This is a genomic window from Gemmata obscuriglobus (assembly GCF_008065095.1).
GTDB classification, from domain to species: domain Bacteria; phylum Planctomycetota; class Planctomycetia; order Gemmatales; family Gemmataceae; genus Gemmata; species Gemmata obscuriglobus.
On record NZ_CP042911.1, the window covers coordinates 4,999,247 to 5,023,009 of the forward strand.

The 23,763-nt window shown below is 67.8% G+C and carries 16 protein-coding genes; 7 read left to right on the forward strand and 9 right to left on the reverse strand.

From position 1 onward, the window contains the following. Positions 1-37 precede the first annotated feature (37 nt). Positions 38-1,387, reverse strand: a complete 1,350-nt coding sequence (locus GobsT_RS20630; protein ID WP_010038559.1) for a DUF1501 domain-containing protein — start codon at positions 1,385-1,387, stop codon at positions 38-40. A gap of 381 nt (positions 1,388-1,768) precedes the next feature. Between GobsT_RS20630 and GobsT_RS20635 the strand changes: the two genes are divergently transcribed. Then, positions 1,769-3,136, forward strand: a complete 1,368-nt coding sequence (locus tag GobsT_RS20635) for an MFS transporter (RefSeq protein ID WP_010038563.1) — start codon at positions 1,769-1,771, stop codon at positions 3,134-3,136. A gap of 56 nt (positions 3,137-3,192) precedes the next feature. On the opposite strand, the gene GobsT_RS20640 is transcribed toward GobsT_RS20635, so the two are convergent. The 7 genes from GobsT_RS20640 to GobsT_RS37950 form a co-directional block, all read right to left on the reverse strand. Further along, complete coding sequence (locus tag GobsT_RS20640; protein WP_010038565.1) at positions 3,193-3,552, reverse strand: hypothetical protein; 360 nt, start codon at positions 3,550-3,552, stop codon at positions 3,193-3,195. A gap of 198 nt (positions 3,553-3,750) precedes the next feature. Further along, positions 3,751-5,016: an AI-2E family transporter gene (locus GobsT_RS20645; RefSeq protein ID WP_010038567.1), complete on the reverse strand. Its 1,266-nt coding sequence runs from the start codon at positions 5,014-5,016 to the stop codon at positions 3,751-3,753. A gap of 54 nt (positions 5,017-5,070) precedes the next feature. Further along, positions 5,071-5,946 carry a bifunctional 5,10-methylenetetrahydrofolate dehydrogenase/5,10-methenyltetrahydrofolate cyclohydrolase gene (locus GobsT_RS20650; protein ID WP_010038569.1) on the reverse strand — a complete coding sequence of 292 codons (876 nt, stop codon included), beginning with the start codon at positions 5,944-5,946 and terminating at the stop codon, positions 5,071-5,073. A gap of 122 nt (positions 5,947-6,068) precedes the next feature. Beyond that, positions 6,069-6,818, reverse strand: coding sequence for an SIR2 family NAD-dependent protein deacylase (locus GobsT_RS20655; protein ID WP_010038571.1), 750 nt, complete (start codon positions 6,816-6,818; stop codon positions 6,069-6,071). Between the two features lie 74 nt (positions 6,819-6,892). Next, positions 6,893-8,242: a phosphoglucosamine mutase gene (gene glmM, locus GobsT_RS20660; protein WP_010038573.1), complete on the reverse strand. Its 1,350-nt coding sequence runs from the start codon at positions 8,240-8,242 to the stop codon at positions 6,893-6,895. A gap of 60 nt (positions 8,243-8,302) precedes the next feature. Then, a complete protein-coding gene (locus GobsT_RS20665; protein WP_010038574.1) occupies positions 8,303-9,661 on the reverse strand; it encodes a reverse transcriptase family protein in 1,359 nt (452 codons plus the stop codon). A 227-nt stretch (positions 9,662-9,888) separates the two neighbouring features. Further along, positions 9,889-10,065, reverse strand: coding sequence for a hypothetical protein (locus GobsT_RS37950; RefSeq protein ID WP_010038575.1), 177 nt, complete (start codon positions 10,063-10,065; stop codon positions 9,889-9,891). Positions 10,066-10,214: 149 nt separating this feature from the next. Between GobsT_RS37950 and GobsT_RS20670 the strand changes: the two genes are divergently transcribed. The 3 genes from GobsT_RS20670 (at position 10,215) to GobsT_RS20680 (ending at position 15,450) form a co-directional block, all read left to right on the forward strand. Next, positions 10,215-11,615 carry an undecaprenyl-phosphate glucose phosphotransferase gene (locus GobsT_RS20670; RefSeq protein ID WP_010038576.1) on the forward strand — a complete coding sequence of 467 codons (1,401 nt, stop codon included), beginning with the start codon at positions 10,215-10,217 and terminating at the stop codon, positions 11,613-11,615. A 121-nt stretch (positions 11,616-11,736) separates the two neighbouring features. Then, the gene (locus tag GobsT_RS20675) at positions 11,737-13,335 is read left to right on the forward strand and encodes a DUF1559 family PulG-like putative transporter (RefSeq protein ID WP_010038578.1); all 1,599 of its coding nucleotides are present in this window, start codon (positions 11,737-11,739) and stop codon (positions 13,333-13,335) included. A 96-nt stretch (positions 13,336-13,431) separates the two neighbouring features. Then, positions 13,432-15,450: a DUF1559 family PulG-like putative transporter gene (locus GobsT_RS20680; RefSeq protein WP_157506653.1), complete on the forward strand. Its 2,019-nt coding sequence runs from the start codon at positions 13,432-13,434 to the stop codon at positions 15,448-15,450. A 61-nt stretch (positions 15,451-15,511) separates the two neighbouring features. On the opposite strand, the gene GobsT_RS20685 is transcribed toward GobsT_RS20680, so the two are convergent. Continuing rightward, positions 15,512-16,969 carry a sigma-54-dependent transcriptional regulator gene (locus GobsT_RS20685; protein WP_063744582.1) on the reverse strand — a complete coding sequence of 486 codons (1,458 nt, stop codon included), beginning with the start codon at positions 16,967-16,969 and terminating at the stop codon, positions 15,512-15,514. A 95-nt stretch (positions 16,970-17,064) separates the two neighbouring features. Between GobsT_RS20685 and GobsT_RS20690 the strand changes: the two genes are divergently transcribed. Genes GobsT_RS20690 through GobsT_RS20700 form a run of 3 tightly spaced genes read left to right on the forward strand, consistent with a single transcriptional unit; the run spans position 17,065 to position 23,618 of the window. After that, positions 17,065-22,035, forward strand: a complete 4,971-nt coding sequence (locus GobsT_RS20690; RefSeq protein WP_010038586.1) for a PAS domain S-box protein — start codon at positions 17,065-17,067, stop codon at positions 22,033-22,035. Next, positions 21,992-22,459: a response regulator gene (locus GobsT_RS20695; protein WP_029600831.1), complete on the forward strand. Its 468-nt coding sequence runs from the start codon at positions 21,992-21,994 to the stop codon at positions 22,457-22,459. The genes GobsT_RS20690 and GobsT_RS20695 overlap by 44 nt, the downstream gene beginning before the upstream one ends. Further along, complete coding sequence (locus GobsT_RS20700) at positions 22,437-23,618, forward strand: hybrid sensor histidine kinase/response regulator (RefSeq protein ID WP_010038589.1); 1,182 nt, start codon at positions 22,437-22,439, stop codon at positions 23,616-23,618. Before GobsT_RS20695 ends, GobsT_RS20700 begins: the two co-directional genes overlap by 23 nt. Positions 23,619-23,763: the final 145 nt, after the last annotated feature.

Genomic DNA, 23,763 nt, shown 5'->3' on the forward strand with positions numbered 1-23,763 from the left:
GCGCTCCGGCCGCTTCGCGTTGTGTCAACTCACCAACTTAGCTGACGAGTTCCTTGATCCAGTACGAGTTGGTCTTCTCGTTCGGCTTCTCGCCGGCGACGTAGTACGGACGCCCCAGGTTGTCGCGAACGCTCGCGTTCTGCTCCGGGGTCGGGTCGATGCCGAGGGCGCGGTAGATCGTGCCGTACATGTCGTTGACGCTGGCGGGGTTGTCCACGGCCGCGGTGCCGTCCTTGTCGGTCGCACCGTACACCACGCCGCCCTTGATGTTACCGCCGCCGAGCACCACGCTCCAGGCCCGCGGGTAGTGGTCGCGGCCGCCGTTCTGGTTGATGCGCGGGGTGCGCCCGAAGTCGCCCATCCACACCACCACGGTGTCCTTCAGCCGGCCGCGGTCGGCCAGGTCCCGCATCAGGGCGCCCATCCCCTTGTCCAGGGTCGGCAGGGCGCGGGTGGCGAGGGCGTTGAAGATGCCGTTGTGCATGTCCCAGCCGCCGAGGCTTACTTCCACGCACGACACGCCCGCCTCGACCAGCTTGCGGGCCAGGAGGCACCCGCGTCCGAAGTTGTTGGCGCCGGCCCCCGCCGCCCCGTACTCTTCCTTCAGCGACGCGGAGATCGGCTTGCCGTCGATCTCCTTCTCGAGGTTGAACACTTCCTTCCGGGAGCTGACCACGAGGCTGAGGGCCTTTTCGTACACTTCTTTGTGCGCCTGCGCGGCGTCCATCACCGGCTTCTTGCCCTCGTGCTGGACCAAACCGCCTTCGAGGCGGTCGAACAGCGCGGCGCGGCGGACGGTGCGGTCGTCGGCGACGGCCGAGGAGACGTTTTCCGGCGGGCTGCCGGGGTTCTGGACGGTGAACGGGGCGTACTTCATGCCGAGGAAGCCCGACCCGACCTGACCGCCGCCGACCGAGATGAACGACGGGATGTCGGCGTTCTTGGCCGCTTCCGGGTCCATGCCGGTGTAGTAGCTGAGCACGGAACCGATCGACGGGTAGTCGATGACCGGGCTGCGCTGCTTGCCGGTGTTCATGATGAACGTGCCGCGGGCGTGGTCGCCCTCGAGCGAGTTCAGCGAGCGGATGATCGACAGGTTCTTGAACTGGGCCGCGACCTTCGGCAGGTGCTCGGTGATCTCGATGCCGCTGGCCGCGGTCGGCTTCGGCCGGTGCTCGCCGCCGTTGGGGCTGCCCGGCTTCATGTCCCACAGGTCGATCGTCGTCGGGCCGCCGCCCATCCACAGGACGATGAGGCTCTTCTGCTTCTTCTTGAGTTCCGCGGCGCGGGCCTTGAGGCCGGCGAGGAAGTTCAGCCCGGGCACCGTGACGGCGGCACCGGCCGCCGCGTGCTTCATGAAGTGCCGACGATCGGTGATTCCGAACATTCCGCAGGCTCCCAAAAGTGACCGGGCAGGCCGGCCGGGTGGCGAAACCGAGTGTATCTCAGAAGTCCGGTCCGAGCAACTGCTTGCGGCGGGTCGCGGAACGCGTCGCGGGCCGGTTCTGTTTTTCTGACGCGAACGGTATTCGGAAGTTCCCGAAGCGGCCGAAAAAGTCCCGGTTCCGAACGCCGCCCGACACGATTCGTGCGCCGGCCGATTGCGGCCCCTCACCTTTGCCCTCACGACAGAAAGGCGGGACGCTCGGCCGTGTCCGGATTCGGCCCGCCCCCTCACAGAACCTTCGTGGTGCGAACCGCGAACCCGTTGTAACCTATCGACTCTTTTGCGGTATCCGTACTGCCGCCGTGCTTCCGGAGGAACTTGATGACCGCACCCGCCGAACCGTCCCAGCCCCCCGGGGCGCACATTTCGCGCGGCGAATGGGGGCTGATCCTGCTGCTGATGGCGATCCAGTTCACGCACATGGTGGACTTCGTCATCATCATGCCGCTCGGCGGCCGGCTCATCGACGAGTTGTCGCTCAAGGAGGCGCAGTTTGCCCACATCGTCTCCGCGTACGCGTGGGCGGCCGGGGTCGCGAGCCTCGCCGCGAGCTTCGTGATGGACCGGTTCGACCGCAAGACCGTGCTGCTCACGATGTACGCCGGGTTCACGCTCAGCACGCTGTTCTGCGGGCTCGCGGGCGGGTATGAGTTGCTGCTCCTGTCGCGCACGCTGGCCGGGGCGTTCGGCGGCACCGCAGCGGTGGCGCTGATGTCCGTTATCGGCGACGTGTTCCCGCCCGAGAAGCGCGGGCGGGCGAGCGGCGCGGTGATGTCGTCGTTCGCGGTCGCGTCCATCGCGGGATTGCCGGCGGGGCTGATGCTCGCGGAGTGGTTCGGACGCGGGGCACCGTTCCTGGTGCTCGCGGCGCTGAGCGCGCTCGTTTGGGCGCTCGTCTGGTCCAAACTGCCGCCGGTGCGCGGCCACCTCACCGACAACCGCCCGAACCGCTGGGCCGAGTTCGGCGAGGTGGTGAGCAACCGCACCTACCTGGGAGCGTTCGCGTTCTCCTTCTTCCTGGTGCTCGGCACGTTCACGGTCGCGTCGTTCATCGGCCCGTACTTGAAAGCCCTCAACGGGTGGACGGAGCGGCAGCTCGCACAACTGTATTTCGTCGCGGGCGCCTGCACCCTCGTCGGCATGACCGTCGTGGGCCGGCTCTCGGACAAGCTCCCGCGGCTCACGCTGTTCCGGGTGATCGGATCGGCGGCGATCGTCATGGCGCTGGTGGTGACCCACCTCCCGGCGGGGCCGCTGTGGGTGGCCGCGATCGCGATGAGCGCGTTCATGGTCGTCGCGGCGGGGCGGATGGTGCCGGTTCAAGCGCTGCTGCTGGGCGTTGCGAGCCCGAAGAACCGCGGCGCGTTCATGAGCGTGAACACCGCGGTGCAGCACGCCGCCACGGGCCTCGCCCCGCTGATCGCCGGCGCGCTGGTGACCCTCAACCCGCTCCCCCCGGTCGGGTTCGAGAACGTCGGCTGGGTCGCGGCGGTCACGGCTGCGATTTCGCTCGTGCTGGCGGGTGTGCTGAAACCGGCCCCGGCCGACAAGTCGCCGCTCGATGCGATCGACGCCCCGGTGTCGGACGCCCTCGGACTCCCGGAGGCACACGACAACCGCGGCCCGGTCGTGGCGAAACCGATCTCGCCCGAGGAGCCGACGCCGGAAATCGCGAAGGTGGTGTCGTAAATTGCGATCTGGAGTACCCGGCGGCGGGCGTGGAAGCCGCCGCCACCGAGCCACAGTCAGAGGTTGGCACAGACGACTTGGTACTCGATCCGCATCCGGTGAACGCCGTCCGGTTGTGGCGCCCACTCGCGGGCACCAGGAACCTCCGCCACCTGATGCCCCCAACCGGCGACCAACTCATCCAGGAACCGCCGGGCGGTGCTCAACACACTCTCCCGCTCTGTTTCGGCCAGAACCGCACGGCAGTCCACCGTCAGCACCACCGAATCGCCGTCGGGCACGTCACCGCCGATTTCGAGCCGGCCGACAGTAACGTCCTCTTCTCCGCGCACGATCCGGTAGCGGCGCGTCGGGTCGTTGGCCCGCATCGGGATCTTCGCGAACCGGAACACGTCCATCGTTCTCACCTGCTGCACCTGGGAACTCGTTGGGCTGATTTTATCGCGCGGACAGGTGCATTGTTTTGGAAGGAGCCGTGGCCGCGGGGAGCGGGCGAAGTCTCCCGCACAACCCCTGTCGGTCACAGCGCATCGAATGTGCACCGCAACCACGCCCGCCTGCTCGGATAGTAAAGCGTGGGCGACGCGGCGCGGACGCAATCCGCCGCACCGGTATCAGGATGCGGTAACGCCGCCCGAGCTTTTGGAGTCGCCGGGGCGGGCGGCGCCTTTGTTCCCGTCCTCTACCGAAATGACGGTTGTGAGCTCCGGGTCGCCGGCCGCGGCCCGCTCGATGGCTTCGAGCCGCGCCCGCTCGGTGGCCGGGTCGTCGATCTTCAGTTCCACCGCCGGCCCCGAGCTCATCAGGTGGCCCCACCCCTGCCACCCGATCACCTGCGTGCAGACCGCCTTCAGCGCGGCCATCAGCGGCATCGCCAGGAACAGCCCCGCGATCCCCCACACCTGATGCCAGTAAAGGCAGGCGAGCAGCACCGTCGTCGCGTTGAGGTCCATGCTCCGGCCCATCACCCACGGGACGATGATGTACCCCTCGAACGTCACCACGCAGGTGTAGAAGATGGCGATCCCGAACGCGGCCAGCGGGTCCACGAACAGCAGCGCGTCCAGGAACGGCGGGATGCCGGCCGCGATGGTGCCGATGTACGGCACGTAGCTGAGGACCGCCACCAGCAGCGCCCACAGGTACCAGTGCTGCAACCCCACCTGCTGGTACACCGTGCCGAGCACAAGGGCGAGGCCCAGGTTCACGACCGTGCGCCACACCAGGTACGTCCGGATCGCCTCCCCCATCTCCGCGAACGCCAGCGTGACCCGCCCGCGGGTCTCCATCGACGTGCCGAAGATCGCCTTCACTTTGTCCGCCAGCATCTGCCCCTCGAAGATCAGGAACAGCGTGATGAACAGCACCAGAATGGCCTGCCAGAGGTGGTCCAGGCCCGCCAGCGAGAGCCGCGCGAGTACCGAGGACATGGAGTCCTCGCTCAACTGCTTCCGGAGCAGCGCCACCGCCTTCGGGTGCCGCTCGGGGTGCTGCTGGTCGGCCCGTCCGAACACCTCGTCGTCGTCGTGGATGGGGAACAGGGTGCCGAGGTTCGACTGGACCTTGTTGTACTGGCCGATCCACTGCTCCTCGCTCTGTGGGAGGCCTTTGAGGGTTTGTGGGATGGCCCAGGCGAACGCCCCGATCACGACCAAGTGCAGCGCGACCAGCGCGAAGATCGACAGGAGGCAGGCGAAGAACCACGGCACGAGCAGCCGCTCGTGCGTGAACTGCGCGAACGGGTACAGGATCGAGGCCAGCAGGATCGAGAACACGACCGGGATGAAGATGCTGCTGCCGAGGTACAGGGCGACCGAGATGCCGAACACGGCACACAGGTTCAGCCCGACGCGGGTGGCGAGTGTGAGGCTCAGGTTCATCTTGCGTTCGTACCCGTAAGGAACCCGGCGCGCCGCGACGGAGCCGCGGGCACGTTAACCGTCGATCTGTTGTGCCGCGGCGAGCGTGTTGTGGAGCAGCATGGTGATCGTCATCGGCCCGACCCCGCCGGGCACCGGCGACACCCACCCGGCCACGTCCCACACGCCCGGGTGAACGTCGCCGCACCAGCGCCCGTTCACGTTATTCGTTCCGACATCGATCACGACCGCACCGGGGCGCACCATATCGGCAGTAAGAAACTCCGGAACGCCCGCCGCCGCGACGAGCACGTCGGCCCCGCGGCACACGGCGGCGAGGTCGGAGGTGCGGGTGTGGGCGACGGTCACCGTCGCGTCCGCGGCGGCGGGGTTCGCGGCCGTCGGCTTCTGCATGAGCATCAGCGCGAGCGGCTTGCCGACGATGTTACTGCGGCCGACGACGACGACCGATTTTCCCGCGAGGGAAACGCCGTTGCGGGTCAGCAACTGGATCACGCCGTGCGGCGTGCAGGGGTAGAACCGCGGGTGCCCGGCGGCCAACAGCCCGACGTTTTCCGGGTGGAAGCAATCGACATCCTTGGCGGGCGCAACTGCCCGGATGACCGCCTCGCCGTCGATCTGTTTGGGCAGCGGGAGTTGGACCAGAATGCCGTGAACGGCGGGGTCGGCGTTGAGCTGCGCGACCAGAGCGAGTAGCTCGGCCTGCGAGGTGGTCGCGGGCAGTCGGTGGGCCGCCGTGGCGAACCCCACATCCTGGCAGGCCTTGTGCTTGTTCTTGACGTACTGCTGGCTGGCCGGGTCTTCGCCGACCAGCACGGCCGCGAGCCCGGGGGCTCGCTTCCCGGCCGCGGCACGCGCCTGGACCTGGGTCGCGATCTCGCCCCGCATCGTTGCGGCAAGAGCCTTTCCGTCGAGCTTTTGAGCCGGCATTGCGCTGTCTGTGTTCGTGGGTGTGGTTTCAGGATGTCGTTGTAGGCGGGACGGGGCCGCTCGTTTTCTGAAAACAACGAGTGCGGGAGGCCGAGCGGCCTCCCGCGCCTTTGAAGTGCCCTCTACCCGAGTCGCTGAAGCAGCTTCGGGAGCACCTCACCTGACGGTCCGTAAAGCCCAATGTCGGCGTACGCGCTGGCCTCGGTGCGGGTGATGTTCACTTCGATCACCGTTGCACCTTTGCGCCGCGCGATCGGAACGAGCGACGCGGCCGGGTGAACCACCGCCGATGTGCCGACCACCAGCAGCGTGTCGCACTCGCTCGCGCTCACCATCGCTTCCATCCAGATGTCGTCGGGCAGCCCCTCACCGAACCAGACGATATGCGGACGCAGCCGGCCGTGGCACTGCGGGCACTCCGGCGCGTCTCCGAGCGGTTCCAACCCGCGGTTCGTGACAGCCTCACAAACGGTGCAACGCGTTTGGCGCAAGCTGCCGTGAATCTCAAGAACCCGACGGCTGCCGGCTTGGAGGTGAAGGCCGTCGACGTTCTGTGTCACCAGCTTGAAGTTGTCGCCGAAGCGGTCTTCGAGCGCAACAAGAGCGAAGTGCCCCGGGTTGGGTTTCACGGTCGCGACGTTCGCGCGGCGGGCGTTGTAGAACTGCCACACGAGCGCCGGGTTGCGGTCCCAGCCGTCGGGGCTGGCCACGTCCTCAATGCGGTGCCCTTCCCAGAGCCCGTCCGAGGCGCGGAACGTGGGCACCCCGCTCTCGGCCGAAATGCCCGCTCCTGTGAGCACACAGACGCTCTTGGCGGCCCGCAACCAGCGGGCGGCTCGATCGAGGGCGTCGTTGAGTTCGTCGTCGGTCATTCGCGATTCCCAGTTGGCCGACCGGGGGACCGTTTGAGAATAACCGCTGCGCCCGCCGCTGGCAACGCGGTGGTTCACCCGGTGACGACCGAGCCGGCTTCCCGGCACAGTTGCGCGGTCCGCTCCGGATCGGGCGTTTCGGCGATCACCCGCACCACCGGCTCGGTGTTGCTGCCGCGCACGTGCAGCCACCAGTCGGGGCCGTCGAGCCGCAGCCCGTCGTCGCGGTTGATCGTCGCCTCCGGCCACCGCGCTTCGAGAGCCGCGATCGCGTCCGGGAGCCGCTCGCGCGAGATGGTAAACTTGGTTTTGAGCATCGCGTACCGGGGCAGTTCGGCGACGAGCTGCGAGAACGGCTTGCGCTCCTCGGCCATCAGCGACAGGATGAACGCCATCCCCACGAACGGGTCGCGCACCCACCCGATGCGCGGGTCGATGACGCCGCCGTTGCCTTCGCCCCCGAGTACCGCGCCGGTCTCGCGCATGAGGGCGACCACGTTCGCCTCGCCGACCGCCGAGCGGACGCACGGGCACCCCGCGGCCGCCGCCACGTCCTGGTTCATCCGCGACGTGGACATGTTGATGGCGACCGTGCCGGGCTGCTGCCGGAGCCGGTACTTCACGGCGAGCGCGAGCGTGGCCTCCTCGCTCACGCAGTCCCCGTTCTCATCGATCAGCGCCAGGCGATCGGAGTCGGGGTCGAGCACGAACCCGATCGCGCACTCGTGCTGCTTCACCCAGGGGGCCACGTCAACAAGGTGAGCCGGGATCGGTTCGGGCTCGTGCGCGAACACGCCGGTCGCCTCGCACCCGTGCGCGATCACCTCGCAACCGAAGTCGGTGAGCATCTTCACCCCGAGCGGGCCGCCGGCGCCGCCGTTGGCGTCGAGGAACACCCGGAAGCGCTGCCCCGCGACCGCCGCGACGCTGACCGTGTCGAGTACGGCCTGCACGTGATCCGCGCCGACGTCCGGGGGGACGCCGACGGTGCCGATTCCGTTCCACGCCGCGCGGGCGAAGTCGCCGGATTCGTACAGCCCGCGGATGACGGCACCGGCGGCGGCCGGTAGCACCGCGCCGTCGGAGCCGAACATCTTCAGCCCGTTCCACGGTGCCGGGTTGTGGCTCGCGGTGATCTGGATCGCGCCCGCGGCGTTCAACTGCCGCACCGCGAACCCGCACGTGGGCGTCGAGGCGATCCCGAGGTCTTCGACCTTGCAACCGGCGCTGAGCAGCCCCGCCGTAACCGCGTGGCGGAGCATTTCGCCGCTGGGGCGCCCGTCGTTGGAGACGATGACCCGTTTGCCGGCCACGGTCGAACCGTAGGCGGCCGCGAACCGGGTGGCGGCTTCGGCGGTGAGGCCCGCGCCGACGATTCCGCGAATGCCCGAGACGGACACGATGAGATCGGACGGAACCGCCATCGGCAAACCCTTGGTGCGAAACGGGCGACGAAGGGTGTTGTACGGACGGCTCTCGCACCCTCAACTCGCCGGGTACGTGTGTGCTCCGGGCCATGTGATGCGATCAAAGAGCGCCCACAACTTCCGCCCGCGCACCGGGTTCACCCCCGCAACGTATGCCACCCGGCCGGCGAGGTGCGAGCGAAAGTCCGGGTGTCCGCTTCGGTTCTGATCGGCGGGGCCGTGCCGCACGCAGTTGGTCAGAATTGCTTTCAGCCGGTCGAACTCGGCGCGCGGCACGTTGGGCCGCTGGTTCACCACAACCCCCGTCACGGTCTGCCGCCCGCCGCCCCCCATCACCCGGGTTTTCCCGCGGTTAAGAGCAAAGCCCTCTTCTGCGGCGATGAGCGTGACCCGTCGAACGAACCGTGCGGCGTTCCGGCGCAAGAGTTCACCGCCGGAGAACGTGAGATCATCGGCGTAGCGTGTGTACGTCGCCCCGCACGCGGCGGCGAGCCCGGCCAGTCGCCGATCCAGCCGCAACGCGACCAAGTTTGCCAGTGCCGGAGAGGTGGGCGCGCCTTGGGGGAGGTGTCGCGATGTGAGCCGGGCACGGGTGGCGTGCTCGGAACCGTCGTTCAGCGGGTTCGGGCGTTCGTTCCAGTCGTTGGAAGCCAGGCGCGTCGTGCAGAGGCCGGACAACAGCCGCGCGACCGACTCGCGGTAGCCGAGTGCGAGGAACAGCGCGAGAACGCGCCCGACGGGCACTGACGCGAAGAAGTCGGTGAGGTCGAAGCGGATCACGATCGCGTGGCCGCAGTGCGGGGTCGCGTTGGTAACGATCGAGCGCCCCGGTCGGAACCCGTGAACGGCCGGGTGCGGTGGAACGTGGTTCAAAAGGTCCGCCAGCAGCTTTCGCTGAACCCGTTTGAGCGGCGGAACGGGGATTTCGAGCAGTCGGGCGCGCCCCTTGGGTTTCGGCACCCAGCGCACGCGATACGACCGCACGCCCTTGCTGATGGCGTTCCGCCCAGCCGGGTCCGCGAGCCAGAGCAGATGGCCGACCGGAACGCCGAGCCATTCGGCGAGCGCCGGCTCGTTGGGTAACACGGGGAGACCGCTGGCCCAGTCGGGGCGCGGGCGGGGCGGCGGTTCCGGCGGCGCAAAGATGTGCCACACGGGGAACCGATCCGCCGGATACCGTGCGGTCGCCAGCGCGGCCAGCGCACGCACGAACCCCGGATCACGGCCAAGAAACGCGAGCAGTTCGTTGAACGTTGGCGGGGTGGCGTGTGCGGTGTGGACCCGCTTTGCGAACCGCGGCGTCCAGCCGAACCGCTTTCCCGTTGCCCGGTAGACGGAGGTGCGGAGCCCCGCGACGCTCCATTCGCCAGCCAGCAGCGCCGCCGCGAGGTTGCTCACGAATCGGTTCGCGGTCATCACGTTCGTGGTCAGAGGGCCGCGAGCGGGCCGACGAATCCCGTCCTGCGCGACAAGACGGGCGTGGAAGCGCCCCTACTGTCGCGCGCTCAATCCTCAGGCATCGAACGACCCCGGGGTAGCCCCGGAGCAACAGCTCGCGCTCGTTGAGAGCGTTTCACCGTTGTGCTCGGCCCGCTCGCGGTGTTTGGGATGTTGCCGTCCGGGCGGGGCGGCGGCAATCTCGGTTACTCCTTGTTCTCTTTTTCCGCTTCCTTCTTCACGTACTCCTTAAACGCCGCCATGTTGTAGCTGATGAACAAGAACGTGTGGTGCAGCGCCTGGTACGTCTCGTCTTCGGGATCGTCGGCGTAATCCTTCCGCAGCGCATAAAGCTTCGCGAGCAACTGGTCGGCGTTCATCATCGCACCGGTTCCGGTCGGGTTGGTTCAACTCAGGGGGCGTCACAGCCGATGGGGATTCTACCCATCTTGACGCGCCCCGGCGCCGGTGTTACCGTTCCACGCCGCACGCCCAGGGACGGGCGCGCAGACCGAACGGCGAAGGCGCATTGATGGTTCGTCGAGTCAGTCAGTCGCTGGTCGCGTGGTTCCTGCTCTGGGACCTCACCCTCACCGCCGCCGGGTGGCTGGCCGCGTACTACGTGCGGTTCCACACCGGTCTCTTCTCCGTTCATCGCGGCGTACCCGATTTTGCCCTGTACCTGCGCGCGCTCCCGTTGATCCTGCTCGCCGGGGCGATCACCTACCGGTTCGCCGGGATGTACGAGATTCATCGGTTGCGCCGGTTCCGCGAAGAACTCGCCGCGGTCGGAAAGGGCGTCGGGCTGATGGCGCTGGTGGTGATGGCGATCAGCTTCGCCCGGCACGCGCAGCACGAGTCGCGCGGCGCCATGGTGATGTTTACCGTCGTCACCTTGCTCACGCTCCTGGTAGTGCGGCGGATCAGTTGGCTCGGGATCAGGCAGCTCCGCGCCCGGGGCGTGAACCAGAGTCACGCGCTGGTCGTCGGCACCGGGCGGCTCGCCCGGCGCACCGTGCGCACCCTGCACTCCGTGTCGTGGTCGGGCATCCAGCCCGTCGGCTACGTCGAGGACGACGCGCACCGCGGGGCGGGCGCCGACCTGCCGGTGCTCGGGGGCCTCGCGGAACTGCCGGAATTGGTCGAGCGGCACCACATTGAGCACGTCTTCGTCGCGCTGCCGTTGAACCGCTACGCGGACGCCCGGCGGGTGTTCGCCGCGCTCTCACAGACCGTTGTGGACGTGCAACTCATCGCCGACCTGCCCGCGATGGCCGGGATGACGTTCACCACCACGCAGATCCACGGGATGACGGTGATCGGGCTGCGCGAGAACCCGCACCACGGGCTCAACATGGTCGTGAAGCGCGTCATGGACGTGATCCTGGCGTGCGTGGCGATCGTGCTGCTGGCCCCGCTGATGGGGTTCATCGCGCTGCTCGTCAAGCTGACCAGCCCGGGGCCTCTGCTGTACCGGCAGGAGCGGTGCGGGCTGAACGGCCGCTCGTTCATGATGCTCAAGTTCCGCAGCATGCGGGTCGACGCCGAGGCGGCCGGCCCGCAGATGACGGGCGCCAACGACCCGCGGCGCACCCGGCTCGGAACGGTCATGCGGGCCACCAACCTCGACGAGCTGCCGCAGTTCTTTAACGTGCTGTGGGGCGACATGAGCATCGTCGGGCCGCGGCCCGAGCGGCCGGTGTTCGTGAGCAAGTTCGCCAAGACCATTCCGAACTACAACGCCCGCCACGCGGTGAAGGCCGGCATCACCGGCTGGGCGCAGGTGAACGGCTGGCGCGGCAACTCGTCGCTCCGCAAGCGCGTGCAGTTCGACCTGTACTACATCAGCCACTGGAACCCGCTGTTCGACCTCCGCATCATTTTCCTGACCGTGTGGCGAATGCTGTTCTCGAAGCAGAAACACGCCTACTGAGTGAAACGTCCGTTCCGGAGTGGCGTCGTAATCGCGCCGCACGGGTGTTAGTACCGGCGTTCGGTTCGCGGTATCATCTCCGTGTGGAAGTGGTCACGTCTTACCTCCGGAGCGATCCGAAATGCGCACACCTCTGCCCCTGGTCGCGCCGTTAATCTTCCTGCTCGCCAGTCCTGCGGTGAGTCGCGCGCAACCGGCACCGACGCTCGGCACGGTCCCGACGGATTCGTTCGGGTTCCTGACGGTCAACGTCGGCAAGTTGTGGGAAAACCCCGGTTTCAAGCCACTCCGCGCGTGGTTCGAGGCGCAGAAATCCGGCCCCACCGACGAACTCTTCGGCCTGCCTGTCGGGGACATCGAGCGCATCACACTGTTCCTGCCGACGGCCGATCGGCGCCCGCTTGCGGGGGCACTGATCACCACCAAGCAGCCGCTCAACGAGGCCAAAGTCATCAAGTCCCTTGGATCGGACGGCGGCCCCCCGCGCCGGTCCGGGAACGCGGTGCGGTTCCAGTCCGGCCGGTTCGACACGCTCATTTTCGGCGACGAGCGCACGCTCCTGTTCCTGAAAACGGACGGCGAATTGGGGGTGGCGGGTCTGCTCGGGCAGGTGCTGGCGAAGCGGACCGACGGGCCGCTCGCGGACGCGCTGGCCGGCGCCGCGAAGCACGACTTCGCGTTCGCCCTCGACGGACGCCCGCTCGCCACGTTGCTGCAGGCCGATCGCGAACCGGAACTGGCCCCGTACCTGGCACTCTTCAGCGCCAGGACGATCACCTTCGCGGCCGACTTCGACAAGACCGCCCGCGGCACGTTCAAGATGACCTTCGCGGACGAGGCGGGCGCGAAGCGGGCGGCGCCGGTTCTGAAGGAAGGCATCGCGGACATCATCGGCGTGTTCGAGAAAGGGATTCTGGGTAAGGGCCAGTTGGAACCCGCCGAGCGCGCCTACTTCGAGAACGTGGTTGCCGTACTCAAGGCCGCGAAGGTGGAATCATCAGGTTCAAGTGTTGTTGCCACTGCCGATTTGCCGCATCTGGACGCGGTCGCGAAACTGGCGGCCGTGCTACCGAAATCGTACGCGGGGGCGGTTGACAGCCGCCGCGGGCAGAACAACCTCAAGCAACTCGCGCTGGCGTTCCACAACTTCGAAAGCGCCTACGGGGTTTTCCCGAGCGACGTGACACCCGCTGGCGGACCGAAACCCATACCGATGAGCTGGCGGGTGCAGGTGCTGCCGTACATCGAACAGGGCAACCTGCTCAAGCAACTCGACTGGACGAAGGCGTGGGACGACCCCGTGAACTTGAAGAAGCTCGAATCAATGGAGATGCCGAAGGTGTTCGAGATCCCCGGTCGACCGGCCCCGAAGGGGCACACGTACTTCCGCGTGTTCAGTCTGCCGAAAAGCGGCAAGGAGGCCGATCGACCGTTCTTCGCTGAGGGGCAAAAAGGGCCGACGATCACCAGCATCACCGACGGAGTCAGCAACACCCTTATGATCGTGGAAGCCGGAGAGGCGGTTCCATGGTACAAGCCGGACCTGCTCGCCTACGACGCTAAGGCGCCGCTGCCACAACTGGGCGATAAGGCCGCGGACCGGTTCATCGCGGCCATGGCCGACGGGAGCGTGCGCGTCCTCCGCCCGAGCAAGGTCGGCGAAAACGCGCTTCGCGCGATCATCACGGCTCAGGGCGGTGAGGTGATTTCGATACCGTAACGCGATCGGGCCGGGCGGCGGTCTTGTCCTCTCCGAGGGGCCTTCATGTTCCGGATACGACTTCGTGCTGCGGTTGCTTTTGTGGCCGGATTGATTGTGAGCGCACCCGCGTCCGCACAACCGGCGGAACGTCCGGTTCCACCCGCCGCACTGCCGGTTGTGCCGCCGACGGCGACGGCGTTCGTCACGCTGAAGGTCGCGGATCTCGTCATGCACCCGGACCTTAAACCGGTGCTGGCGCAGCTCGCGAAGCAGCCCGACGCTCTGGCCGGCGTCTCCGAACTGATCGGGGTTTCGCCCCTGGAACTGGATCGCGTCACGCTGTTCTGGCCGCGACTCGGTCGCGACGGCCCCGATCCCGTTCTCGTTGCCACGACGGTCGAACCGTTCAACGAGGCCCGGGTACTGAAAGCGTTGCAGGCCCGGCCGGTGTTCGGTGCGGACGAGCGGTTTCCGGCGACCGGTCCGGGAAGGCGTGAGGCGTCGGAGCCGTTGTTCCACCGCCTCGATCGCGGGCCGTTCGCGACCCTGTTGTTGACCGACGAGCGGACCCTCGTGTTCCTGCCGGGGCGCGGGGCCGCCGACGTGACGGCTCTCGCGTTTCTGAATGCGCACCTCAAGAAAGGGGCCAAAGGCCCGCTCACGGCCGCGCTGGCGACCGCGGGCGCGCACACCTTCGCGGCGGGCGTGTACCTACCGCCGCTGTTCCGTGAGTTCGACGGCTGGATCGAACCCGAACTGGCTCCGTACACCGCCCTGCTTGGGGCGCGCACCGCAGTGGTCACAGGTGATCTCGGTCGGGGTGCGAAACTGAACCTGGCGCTGACGTTCGATGACGCGGCCGCCGCGAAACGCGCCGCTCCGGTGCTGGAAGAAGGGCTCGCGAGTGTCGCCGTGGGTGCGGAGAAGATGGCCGGCACGATGCGCGACAGCCGGCGCCCGCTGGACAAGGCGGCCGCGCCGCTCCTGAGTGCGTTCGCCGCAGGGATGAAGGCGGCCGGCGTGAAGGCCGACGGGGCTACCGCTGTTGCCGTTGCGGAAGTGGATTTTGGTTCGGCAACTGCCAAGGCACTCGGCGATTTGCTTCAAGCCGTGCAGAGTCGTCGCGCGGCCGAACAGAGGATGCAGAACCTGAAACTGATCGGCTTGGCACTTCACAACTACTACGGCTCCAACCTCCGGTTGCCGACCAACGTGTACGGGCCGAAAGGCGAGTTGCTTTTGAGTTGGCGGGTGCAACTGCTCCCGTACCTGGAGCAGGACGCGCTGTACAGACAGTTCAAACTGGACGAACCGTGGGACAGTGAGAACAACAGGAAGCTCATCGAGAAGATGCCGAAGGTGTTCCAGGCCCCCGACCGCAAACACACGCAAGGCGAGACGTTTTACCAGGGATTTGTGCAACGCGAAAACGCGGCTCCGTTAAAGGGGATCGCCGGGCGCCCGTGGCTCAAGGACGGTGAGAAGCAAGGATGGTCACTCGCCGCTATCCCAGACGGAACGTCGAATACGCTCGCGGTGGTCGAGGCCGGTGAGGGGGTGGTGTGGACGAAGCCGGACGATCTCCCGTTCGGGGGCGCGGTTCCGGCGCTGGGAGAGAAGGGTTGGGATCGCACCCCGGCGCTGCTGTTCGATGGGAGCGTGTTCCTGCTTCCGACGACACTCAGACCAGAGATGTTCTGGCCGCGTGTCACCATCGACGGCGGCGAAGTGCTGCCGGACCTTGAGAACGAGCGCCGTGTGCCGTTCGTTCAGCGACCGGCCTCAGACGTTAAACGGCCGGCTACGACGCAGGCGGAGCCCCCGAAGCCCGCTTCGACAAAGGAACTCGAACCGCTTCCACTGCCGAAGAAGGTGGTGGAGCGGGGGACCCGCGAGAGCCTGGCCGTGAAGGTAGCGGCACTCCAGGCGCAGGAGCGCGCGGCCGTGCTGCTGAAGGAGGCCACCGCGCGGCTCCGGGAGCGGCTCGAAAAGAGCGGCGCGCCGATAGTCGAAATCGAGCGGGTAGAGGCGGTGTACGTCGAGGCACTCGCTCGCCTGGAAGCCGTCCGGCGCGAACTCACAGCCGCTGTCGAGGCCCTGAAAGCCGCGCAGAAGAAGGCACCGCAGAAGTGATAAACGCTCGTGCCTTCGGTGCGTACCGGACCGAAGGCACGTGCAGACGTTAACGGGTTTCTTACTCCTCGCCCTTGAACTGCTCCTTATCGATCTTGTATTGCGCGATCTTGTCCGTGATGCTGCGGCGCGACAGTCCGGTGATCTTGGCGCACTTGCCCACATGCCCCCGGGAGCGTTTCAGCGCGCGGCGAATGTACCGCTCCTCGAACGCGGCCGTGAGTTCCGAGAGTTGGTCCGGCAGCTTGCGGTTCAGGTCCACATGGAACGGGTGCTTGCCGGCGGCACTGCTTTCGGGCCGGCGCCCCACTTCGGGCGGCAAATCCTTCGTGCGAATCACCCCGTCGCGTGCCGTCACGCACGCGCGCTCGATCGCGTTCTCAAGCTGCCGCACGTTACCCGGCCACGGGCACTTGGTGAGCAGGTCCAGCGCCTCGGGGCTGATCGTCGGCGGCTTCTGGCCGACGCGGACGAACTTCTGGCAGAAGTGCGACACCAGAACCGGGATGTCCTCGGTGCGCTCGCGCAGCGGCGGGATGTCGATCCGCACCACGTTCAGCCGGTAATACAGGTCTTCGCGGAACTTCCCGTCCTTGACCAGCTTTTCCATGTCCTGGTGGGTGGCGGCCACCACCCGAACGTCGATCTCGATCGGCTCGGCCCCGCCGACCCGCTCGAACCGCCGCTCCTGGAGCACCCGCAACAGCTTGACCTGCATCGACATCGGCACGTCGCCGATCTCGTCGAGGAACAGCGTGCCCTTGTGGGCCAGCTCGAACCGGCCGATGCGCTTGCGGTCGGCGCCGGTGTACGAGCCCTTCTCGTGCCCGAACAGTTCGCTCTCCAGCAGGTTCTCGTTCAGCGCGCCGCAGTTGACCGCGACGAACTCACCGGTCCGGTAGTTCGCCGACGCTTGGTGGATGGCGCGGGCGATCTGCTCCTTGCCGGTCCCGGTTTCGCCGCGGATGAGCACCGTTGAGGCAGTGCCCGCGACGTGCCCGATCAGTTCGAACAGGTCGACCATCTTCGGGCTACGGCTGAGCACGTTCTGGAACGTGTGCCGCTCGCCCAGCTCGCGGCGCAGCGCCGCGACCTCGTCCTGGAGCGCACGGTCCCGGAGGGCACGTTGCACGATGATCTGAAGGTGCTGCGGGTCCGGCGGCTTGGTGAGGAAGTCGTAGACCCCCATCCGCATCGCCTCGACGGCGTCCTTGATGTTGCCGTTGCCGGTGGTGACGATCACCGTGACCGGGATCTTCTCCGCCTGAATGGTTTCGATCAGCTTCATCCCGCCGACCCGGGGCATGCGCAGGTCGGTGATCACCAGGCTGTACGGCTTGGCGCGCAGCATGGCGAGCCCGGCGGCGCCGTCCTCGGCGGTATCAACCTCCAGCTTGAGGCTCATCTGGAGCAGCTCCTGGAGGGACGTGCGGGTGTCCTCCAGGTCTTCGACGACGAGAACCCGTTGGACCGGGGCGGGCGCTGGCACGGAAGGTGCAGGTGCTGGCTCGTTAACCATGCGCTGAGTTCCTACGGTATTGGCTCAGGGTCTATTGTATCCCGAGCGGGTTGTTGTGTGGCGCGCGAATCGTTCCTCCCCACCAGGCCCAGTTCATGCTGGACGTTCTGACCAGTCTCTTCGATCCGACCGGGTTCACGCGCCGCGCCCACTGCGGGGCCGCATGGAACGACGAGCTGATCTTTCTGCACGCGACCAGCGACCTCTTCATCTGGCTCGCGTACGTTTCGATCCCGCTGGTGCTGCTGTACTTCACGCGGCGCCGGGACCTGCCGTTCCCGCGGCTGTTCGTGCTCTTCGCGCTGTTCATCCTGGCGTGCGGCACCACGCACCTGATCGACGCCCTCATCTTCCAGTTCCCGATCTACCGGTTCGCGGGGCTGATGAAGGGCGTCACGGCGGTGGTGTCGTGGGCGACGGTGGTCGCGCTCATTCGGGTCATCCCGCGGGTGATGCCGGCGGTCGCCGAGGCGAGCAAGACGGTCCGGACCGGGACCGACACGAAGACGCACCTGCCGATCACCGGCGAGGCGCGCGGGACCTCCGGGCGGGCGTACATCGTCGCGCTGCTGGTGGCGGTGCTCGCGGTGCTGGTCCGCGCGGCCGGGGACGCCGTCCTCAAACAGGAGCACGCGCTCGTGGTGCCGCTCCTGGGCGTGGTGTACGTGAGCTGGCGGTACGGGTTCCAGCCGGCGCTCGTGACGCTCCTGGTCTCGCTGGTCGGGTTCACGTTCTTCTTCGTCGAGCCGCGGAACCGGCTCTTCGTGACCGGGCTGGGGAGCCAGATGGCCCTGGCGCTGTTCTTTTTTTGCGGGGTGGCGTGCGCGGCGCTGGGCGAATCGCACCGGGTCGCCCAGCGCCGCGCGCGGGCCGCGCTGGGGGTCGCGCTGGGGCGGCAAGAGGAGCTCGAGTCGGAGGTGGTCCGGCGCCGGGTGGTGGAGGCGGCGCTGCGGCAGCGCGAGGCCGACCTGGTCGCGGCCCAGGCCCGCGCCGACGAGGCGCTGGCCCGGCTCGACGCGTTCATCGAGAACGCGAACGTCGGAATCGTCTTCTTCGATCCCGAACTGCGGTACGAGCGGGTCAACAGCTTCATCGCCCGCGCCAACGGCAAACCGGTGAGCGAGCACCTCGGGCGCACCGTCACGGAGGTGGTTCCCGACGTCCCGGCCGAACGGGTCGAACGGTACCGGGCGGTCGCGACGGGGGCCGCGGAGTCGTACTCCGACACCGTCGACGTTCGCCACCCGATCACCGGCGCGCTTCAGGCGTTCCATGTTACGGCGTTCCCGGTGCGGTTGCCCGGCGGCCCCACCCTTGGGGCCGGCGTTGTGGTACACGAGATCACCGAGCAGCGGCGGGCGGAGCAGGAGCTGCGGCGCAGCGAGCGCAACCTCACCGACTTCTTCGAGAACGCGAACGTCGGGCTCCACTGGGTCGACGGCGCGGGGGCGATCGTCCGCGCCAACCGGGCCGAACTGGAGATGCTCGGGTACGACCGCACCGAGTTCGTGGGGCACAAGGCCGAGGCGTTTTACGAGGAGCCCGGCGCGGGGCGCGAGCTGCACGCCCGCTTGCTCCGCGGGGAGCGGCTCACGAACCACCCGGCGCGGCTCCGCTGTAAGGACGGCACGGTCCGCGACGTTCTGATTTCCGCGACGGCGCTGGTGGAGAACGGCTCGTTCGTTCACGCCCGCTGCTTCACCCGCGACGTGACCGAGCAGAAGCGGGCCGCGGACGATTTGGCGGAGCGCGCCCGCGCGATCGCGCTGCGGGCGGACGTGGCCGCCGGGCTGGCCGGGGCCGCGGAGACCCGCTCCGCGCTCCAGGGGTGCGCGGAGACCCTGGCGCGGGCGCTCGGGGCCGCGCTCGCCCGCGTTTGGACCCTCGACGAGTCCGGGCGGTGGCTCGACCTCCAGGCCAGTGCCGGCGCGTTCACCCCGGACCAGGGACCGCACGAGCGAGTGCGAGTGGGCGAGACGAAGATCGGACGCATCGCCGCAAGCGGTCACCCGTACCTGACCGACGACGTGCCAAACGACCCGCTCACCAGCGACCCGGAGTGGGCCGGGCGCGAGGGCATCCGCTCGTTCGCCGGGCACCCGCTCGTGGTGGACGGGCGCGTGTTCGGGGTGCTCGGGGTGTACTCCCGCACCAAGCTGTCCGAAGGGCTGGTGACCGACCTCGGGCCGATCGCCGCGAACCTCGCCCAGTTCATCGACCGGCGCAAGGCGGTCGAGGCGGTGCGGGACAGCGAGGCCCGGTTCCGGACGCTGGCCCAGGCGGTCCCGCACATCATCTGGGTGACCCGCGCGAACGGGTACCACGAGTACTACAACCAGCGCTGGTACGATTACACCGGGCTCACCGAGGAGCAGAGCCTCGGGGACGGGTGGTCCGGGCCGCTGCACCCCGACGACCGGGCGCGCGCGGCAGCCCGCTGGGAGCAGTCCACCGCCACCGGTGCGGAGTACGAGATCGAGTACCGGTTCCGCGGCGCCGACGGCCGGTACCGGTGGTTCCTGGGCCGCGCGCTGCCGCAGCGGGACGCCGACGGGCGCATCGTCCGGTGGTACGGCACGTGTACCGATATTCATGAAGAGCGGATGGCCACCGAGGCGCTGCGGCGCAACGAGGAGCGGTACCGGACGCTGACCGAGGCGGTCCCGCACATCGTGTGGAACGCGGACGCCGGCGGCGCGGTGACCTACTTTAACCGCCGCTGGACCGATTACGCCGCGCTGCCGGTGGACCAGGAGCGCAGGAGCGACTGGACCGAAGCGCTGCACCCCGACGACCGCGACCGGGTGTACCGGGCGTGGCGCGACACGGTCGTCCAGGTCGCGCCGGGCGGGTCCGATCGCTTCTTCCAGGAGTTCCGGCTCCGCCACGCCGCGACCGGCGCGTACCGGTGGTTCCAGAGCGTGGCCGTCCCGCTCCGCCACCCGGACGGGACCGTGGACCAGTGGATCGGTTCGATGGCCGACATCGACGACCAGAAGACCGCCGTCGAGCGGGTGCGCCAGAGCGAGGCGTTCCGCCGCAGCGTGTTCGACAACAGCCCCGACTGCCTGAAGGTGTTCGACCTGGACGGGCGCCTGCTGGAGATGAACGAGGCCGGGTGCCGGCTGATGGAGCTCGACGACCTCGAGCCGATCCGCGGGAACCTGTGGGCGGAGATGTGGCCGGTGGCGAACCGGGAGGTCATCGGCGAGGCCGTGGCCGCCGCGCGCGACGGGCAGGTGGGGCGGTTCCAGGGGTTCTGCCCGACCGCGAAGGGGACGCCCAAGTACTGGGACGTGTCGGTGGCCCCGCTGCCGGGCGCGGACGGCAAGCCCGACCGGCTGCTCGGGGTGTCGCGGGACATCACCGAGCAGCGCCGGGCCGAGGAGCGGATCCGTGAGAGCGAGGAGCTGTTCCGCCAGATGGCCGAGTCGATCCCGCAGCTCGCGTGGATGACCGATGCGGAGGGGCACATCTTCTGGTACAACCAGCGCTGGTACGATTACACCGGCACCACCCTGGAGGAAATGAAGGGCTGGGGCTGGCAGGCGGTCCAGGACCCGGACGAGTTGCCCCGCGTCGTGGAGCGGTGGCGGGCCGCGCTGGCCGCCGGCGAGCACTGGGAGGACACGTTCCCGCTCCGCGGGCGCGACGGCAAGTTCCGCTGGTTCCTGAGCCGCGCGCGGCCGATCCGCGACCAGGTCGGGAACATCATCCGCTGGTTCGGAACCAACACCGACGTGTCCGCCCAGCGCGAACTGGAGCAGACGCTCCGCGCGAGCGAGGAGCGGTTCCGGACGCTCACGGAGACGGTCCCGCAGATCGTGTGGACCGCCGAGCCGAAGGGCGCGGTCACGTTCTTCAACCGCCGGTGGACGGATTACACCGGGGTGGAGCTGGAGGCGGGCCGCGGCTCCGTGTGGGGCGGGGACCTCCTGCACCCCGATGACGCGGACCGGGTGCGCGTCGGGTGGCAGCTCGCGGTGGCCCGGGGGGGCGGCGGGTACTCCTCCGAGTTCCGGCTCCGACGCGCCGACGACGGCGCGTACCGCTGGTTCCTCTCGAACGCGCTGCCGCTGCGCGACCAGAACGGGAACGTCGAGGAGTGGGTGGGCACGCTCACCGACATCGACGACCAAAAGCGCCAGACCGAGACCCTTGAGGCGATGGTGCGCGAGCGCACGCTGGCGCTCGAGCTGGCCAACGTCGCTCTGACCGAGGAGATCGAGGTGCGGCAGGCGGCCGAGGACCAGGCGCGGGCGGTCGCGGTGGAGCTGGAACGCAGCAACGGCGAGTTGGAGAAGTTCGCCTACGTCGCGTCCCACGACCTCCAGGAGCCGCTGCGGAAGATCCAGGCGTTCGGCGACCGGCTCGTGACCAAGTGCCGTGCCGAACTCAGCGACAAGGGGAAAGAGTACCTCGACCGGATGCAGGTGGCGGCGGCGCGGATGCGGCGCCTGATCGACGACCTGCTCCAGTTCTCCCGGGTCACGACCCAGCAGCGGCCGTTCCGCCGCCTGGACCTGCAGAAGTTGGTGAGCGAAGTCGTTTCCGATCTCGACGTGCGGATCGGTCAGGCGAACGGCGCGGTTCAGGTGGGGCCGTTGCCCGCGGTGGACGCGGACCCGACGCAAATGCGTCAGTTGTTCCAGAACCTGATCGCCAACGCGGTAAAATTTCAGCGACCGGGTGTCCCACCGGTGGTGCAAATCACCGGCGAACTCGCAGCCCAGGTCCCGCTAAATAACGAAGGCGCAGAGCCCATTTCTGTGTGTCGCATCACGGTGCGGGACAACGGGATCGGGTTCGACGACAAGTACCGGGACCGGATCTTCGAGGTGTTCCAGCGGCTCCACGGCCGCGACGAGTACGAGGGCACCGGCGTCGGCCTCGCCATCTGCCGCAAGATCGTCGAGCGGCACGGCGGGGCCATTGAGGCACACGGCATTTCGGGCGAAGGGGCCACGTTCGTGGTCGTTTTGCCCGCCACCCACGCTAACTCGCTTGAGGCGAACGATAAAAATGTCCAATCGGACGAAACCGATTACGATTCTCATGGCCGATGACGATCCGGACGATCGCGAGCTGACACGGGAAGCGTTTGAAGAGAACCATTTGGCCAACGATTTGCGGTTCGTCGAGGACGGTGAGGAGCTTCTTGACTATTTGAACCAGCGCGGCAAATACGCCGGCGCGGGAGCTGCTCCCCTGCCGGGGCTGATCCTGCTGGACCTGAACATGCCGCGCAAGGACGGGCGCGAGGCGCTCCAGGAGATCAAGGCCGACCCGCGGCTGCGGTCCATCCGTGTGGTCGTCATGACCACCTCCAAGGCCGAAGAGGATGTGGTCCGGAGTTACGACCTGTCGGCCGCATCGTACATCACCAAACCGGTCACCTTCGAGCGGCTGGTGGAGGTGGTGCGGACCCTCGGCAAGTACTGGCTGGAAATTGTGGAGCTGCCACCCGATGGGCACGGAACCCAAGCTTGATCTCTCGTCCGGCTCGATCCGGGTGTTGCTGATCGACGACGACGAGGACGATCGGTTCCTCACGGAAGAGCGACTCGGCGATGTGCCCGGGCGGCCGTACACGCTCGACTGGACGCCGCATTATGCGGAGGGGCTGGAGGCGATCTGCACCGGCACCCACGACGCGTACCTGCTGGACTTCCGGCTCGGGGCGCGTACCGGCATCGAACTGCTGCGCGAGTCCCGGGCGCGCGGGCGGGCGGCCCCGGTGATTCTCCTCACCGGGCAGGCGCACTCTCAGACCGATTTGGAAGCGCTCGATGCGGGGGCCGACGACTACCTCGAAAAGGCCGGTCTGACATCGGCCCTGCTGGACCGCGCGATTCGGTACGCACTGGTGCAGTCACGCGCCGCGGCGGAGCTTGAACGTAAGGTGCGCGAGCGCACCGACGAACTGGCCCGGGTGAACGAGGCGCTCCGCGAAGCCGACCGGCGGAAGGACGAGTTCCTCGCCCTCCTGGCGCACGAACTGCGGAACCCGCTCACGCCGATTCTCAACGCGCTCGAAATCCTCCGGCTCGCTAACGATTCCGGCGACACGGTCCGGCGCCAGCGCGAGCGCATGGAGCGCCAGGTGGCGCAACTGAAGCGGCTGGTGGAAGATCTGCTCGACGTGTCCCGAATTACTACCGGGAAGTTGCGCCTCGCCCCAGAGCGACTCACGATTCAGGAGCTGATCGACTCGGCAGTCGACATGAGCCGCTCGCAGCTCGAGGCGGCGAAGCTGGAGCTTGTGCTCAATGTGCCCGCGGAACAGGTGGTGCTGACCGGCGACCGGGTGCGGCTAACGCAGGTGCTTTGCAACGTGCTGAACAATGCGGCGAAGTTCACCGAGCCCGGCGGCCGGGTGTTCGTCTCCGTGGCCCCGCACCCGGGCCGCGTCACGGTCACGATTCGTGACACGGGCGTCGGCATTGCCGAGTCGGTGCTTCCTCAGCTCTTCGGGCTGTTTACACAGGTGGACCGCACGCTGAGCCGTTCGCAATCGGGCCTGGGGATCGGGTTGGCCCTCGTGCGCCGGTTGGTCGAAATGCACGGCGGCACGGTGACTGCACACAGTGACGGGCCGGGCACGGGCGCAACGTTTACGATTCACCTGCCGGTGACCCGAGCAGCGTAAAGACTGTGGCTTACACGCCTACTGTTTTTGGGGCAGTGATGCCGTCGGAGTCTTGAGCCCCTGCCGTTACAGCACCCAAGCGCTACGTTCCCAGCGCAGTCCTTTTCCCTACAGGCGGCAACGGTTTGCCGCGCACCGCGGCACC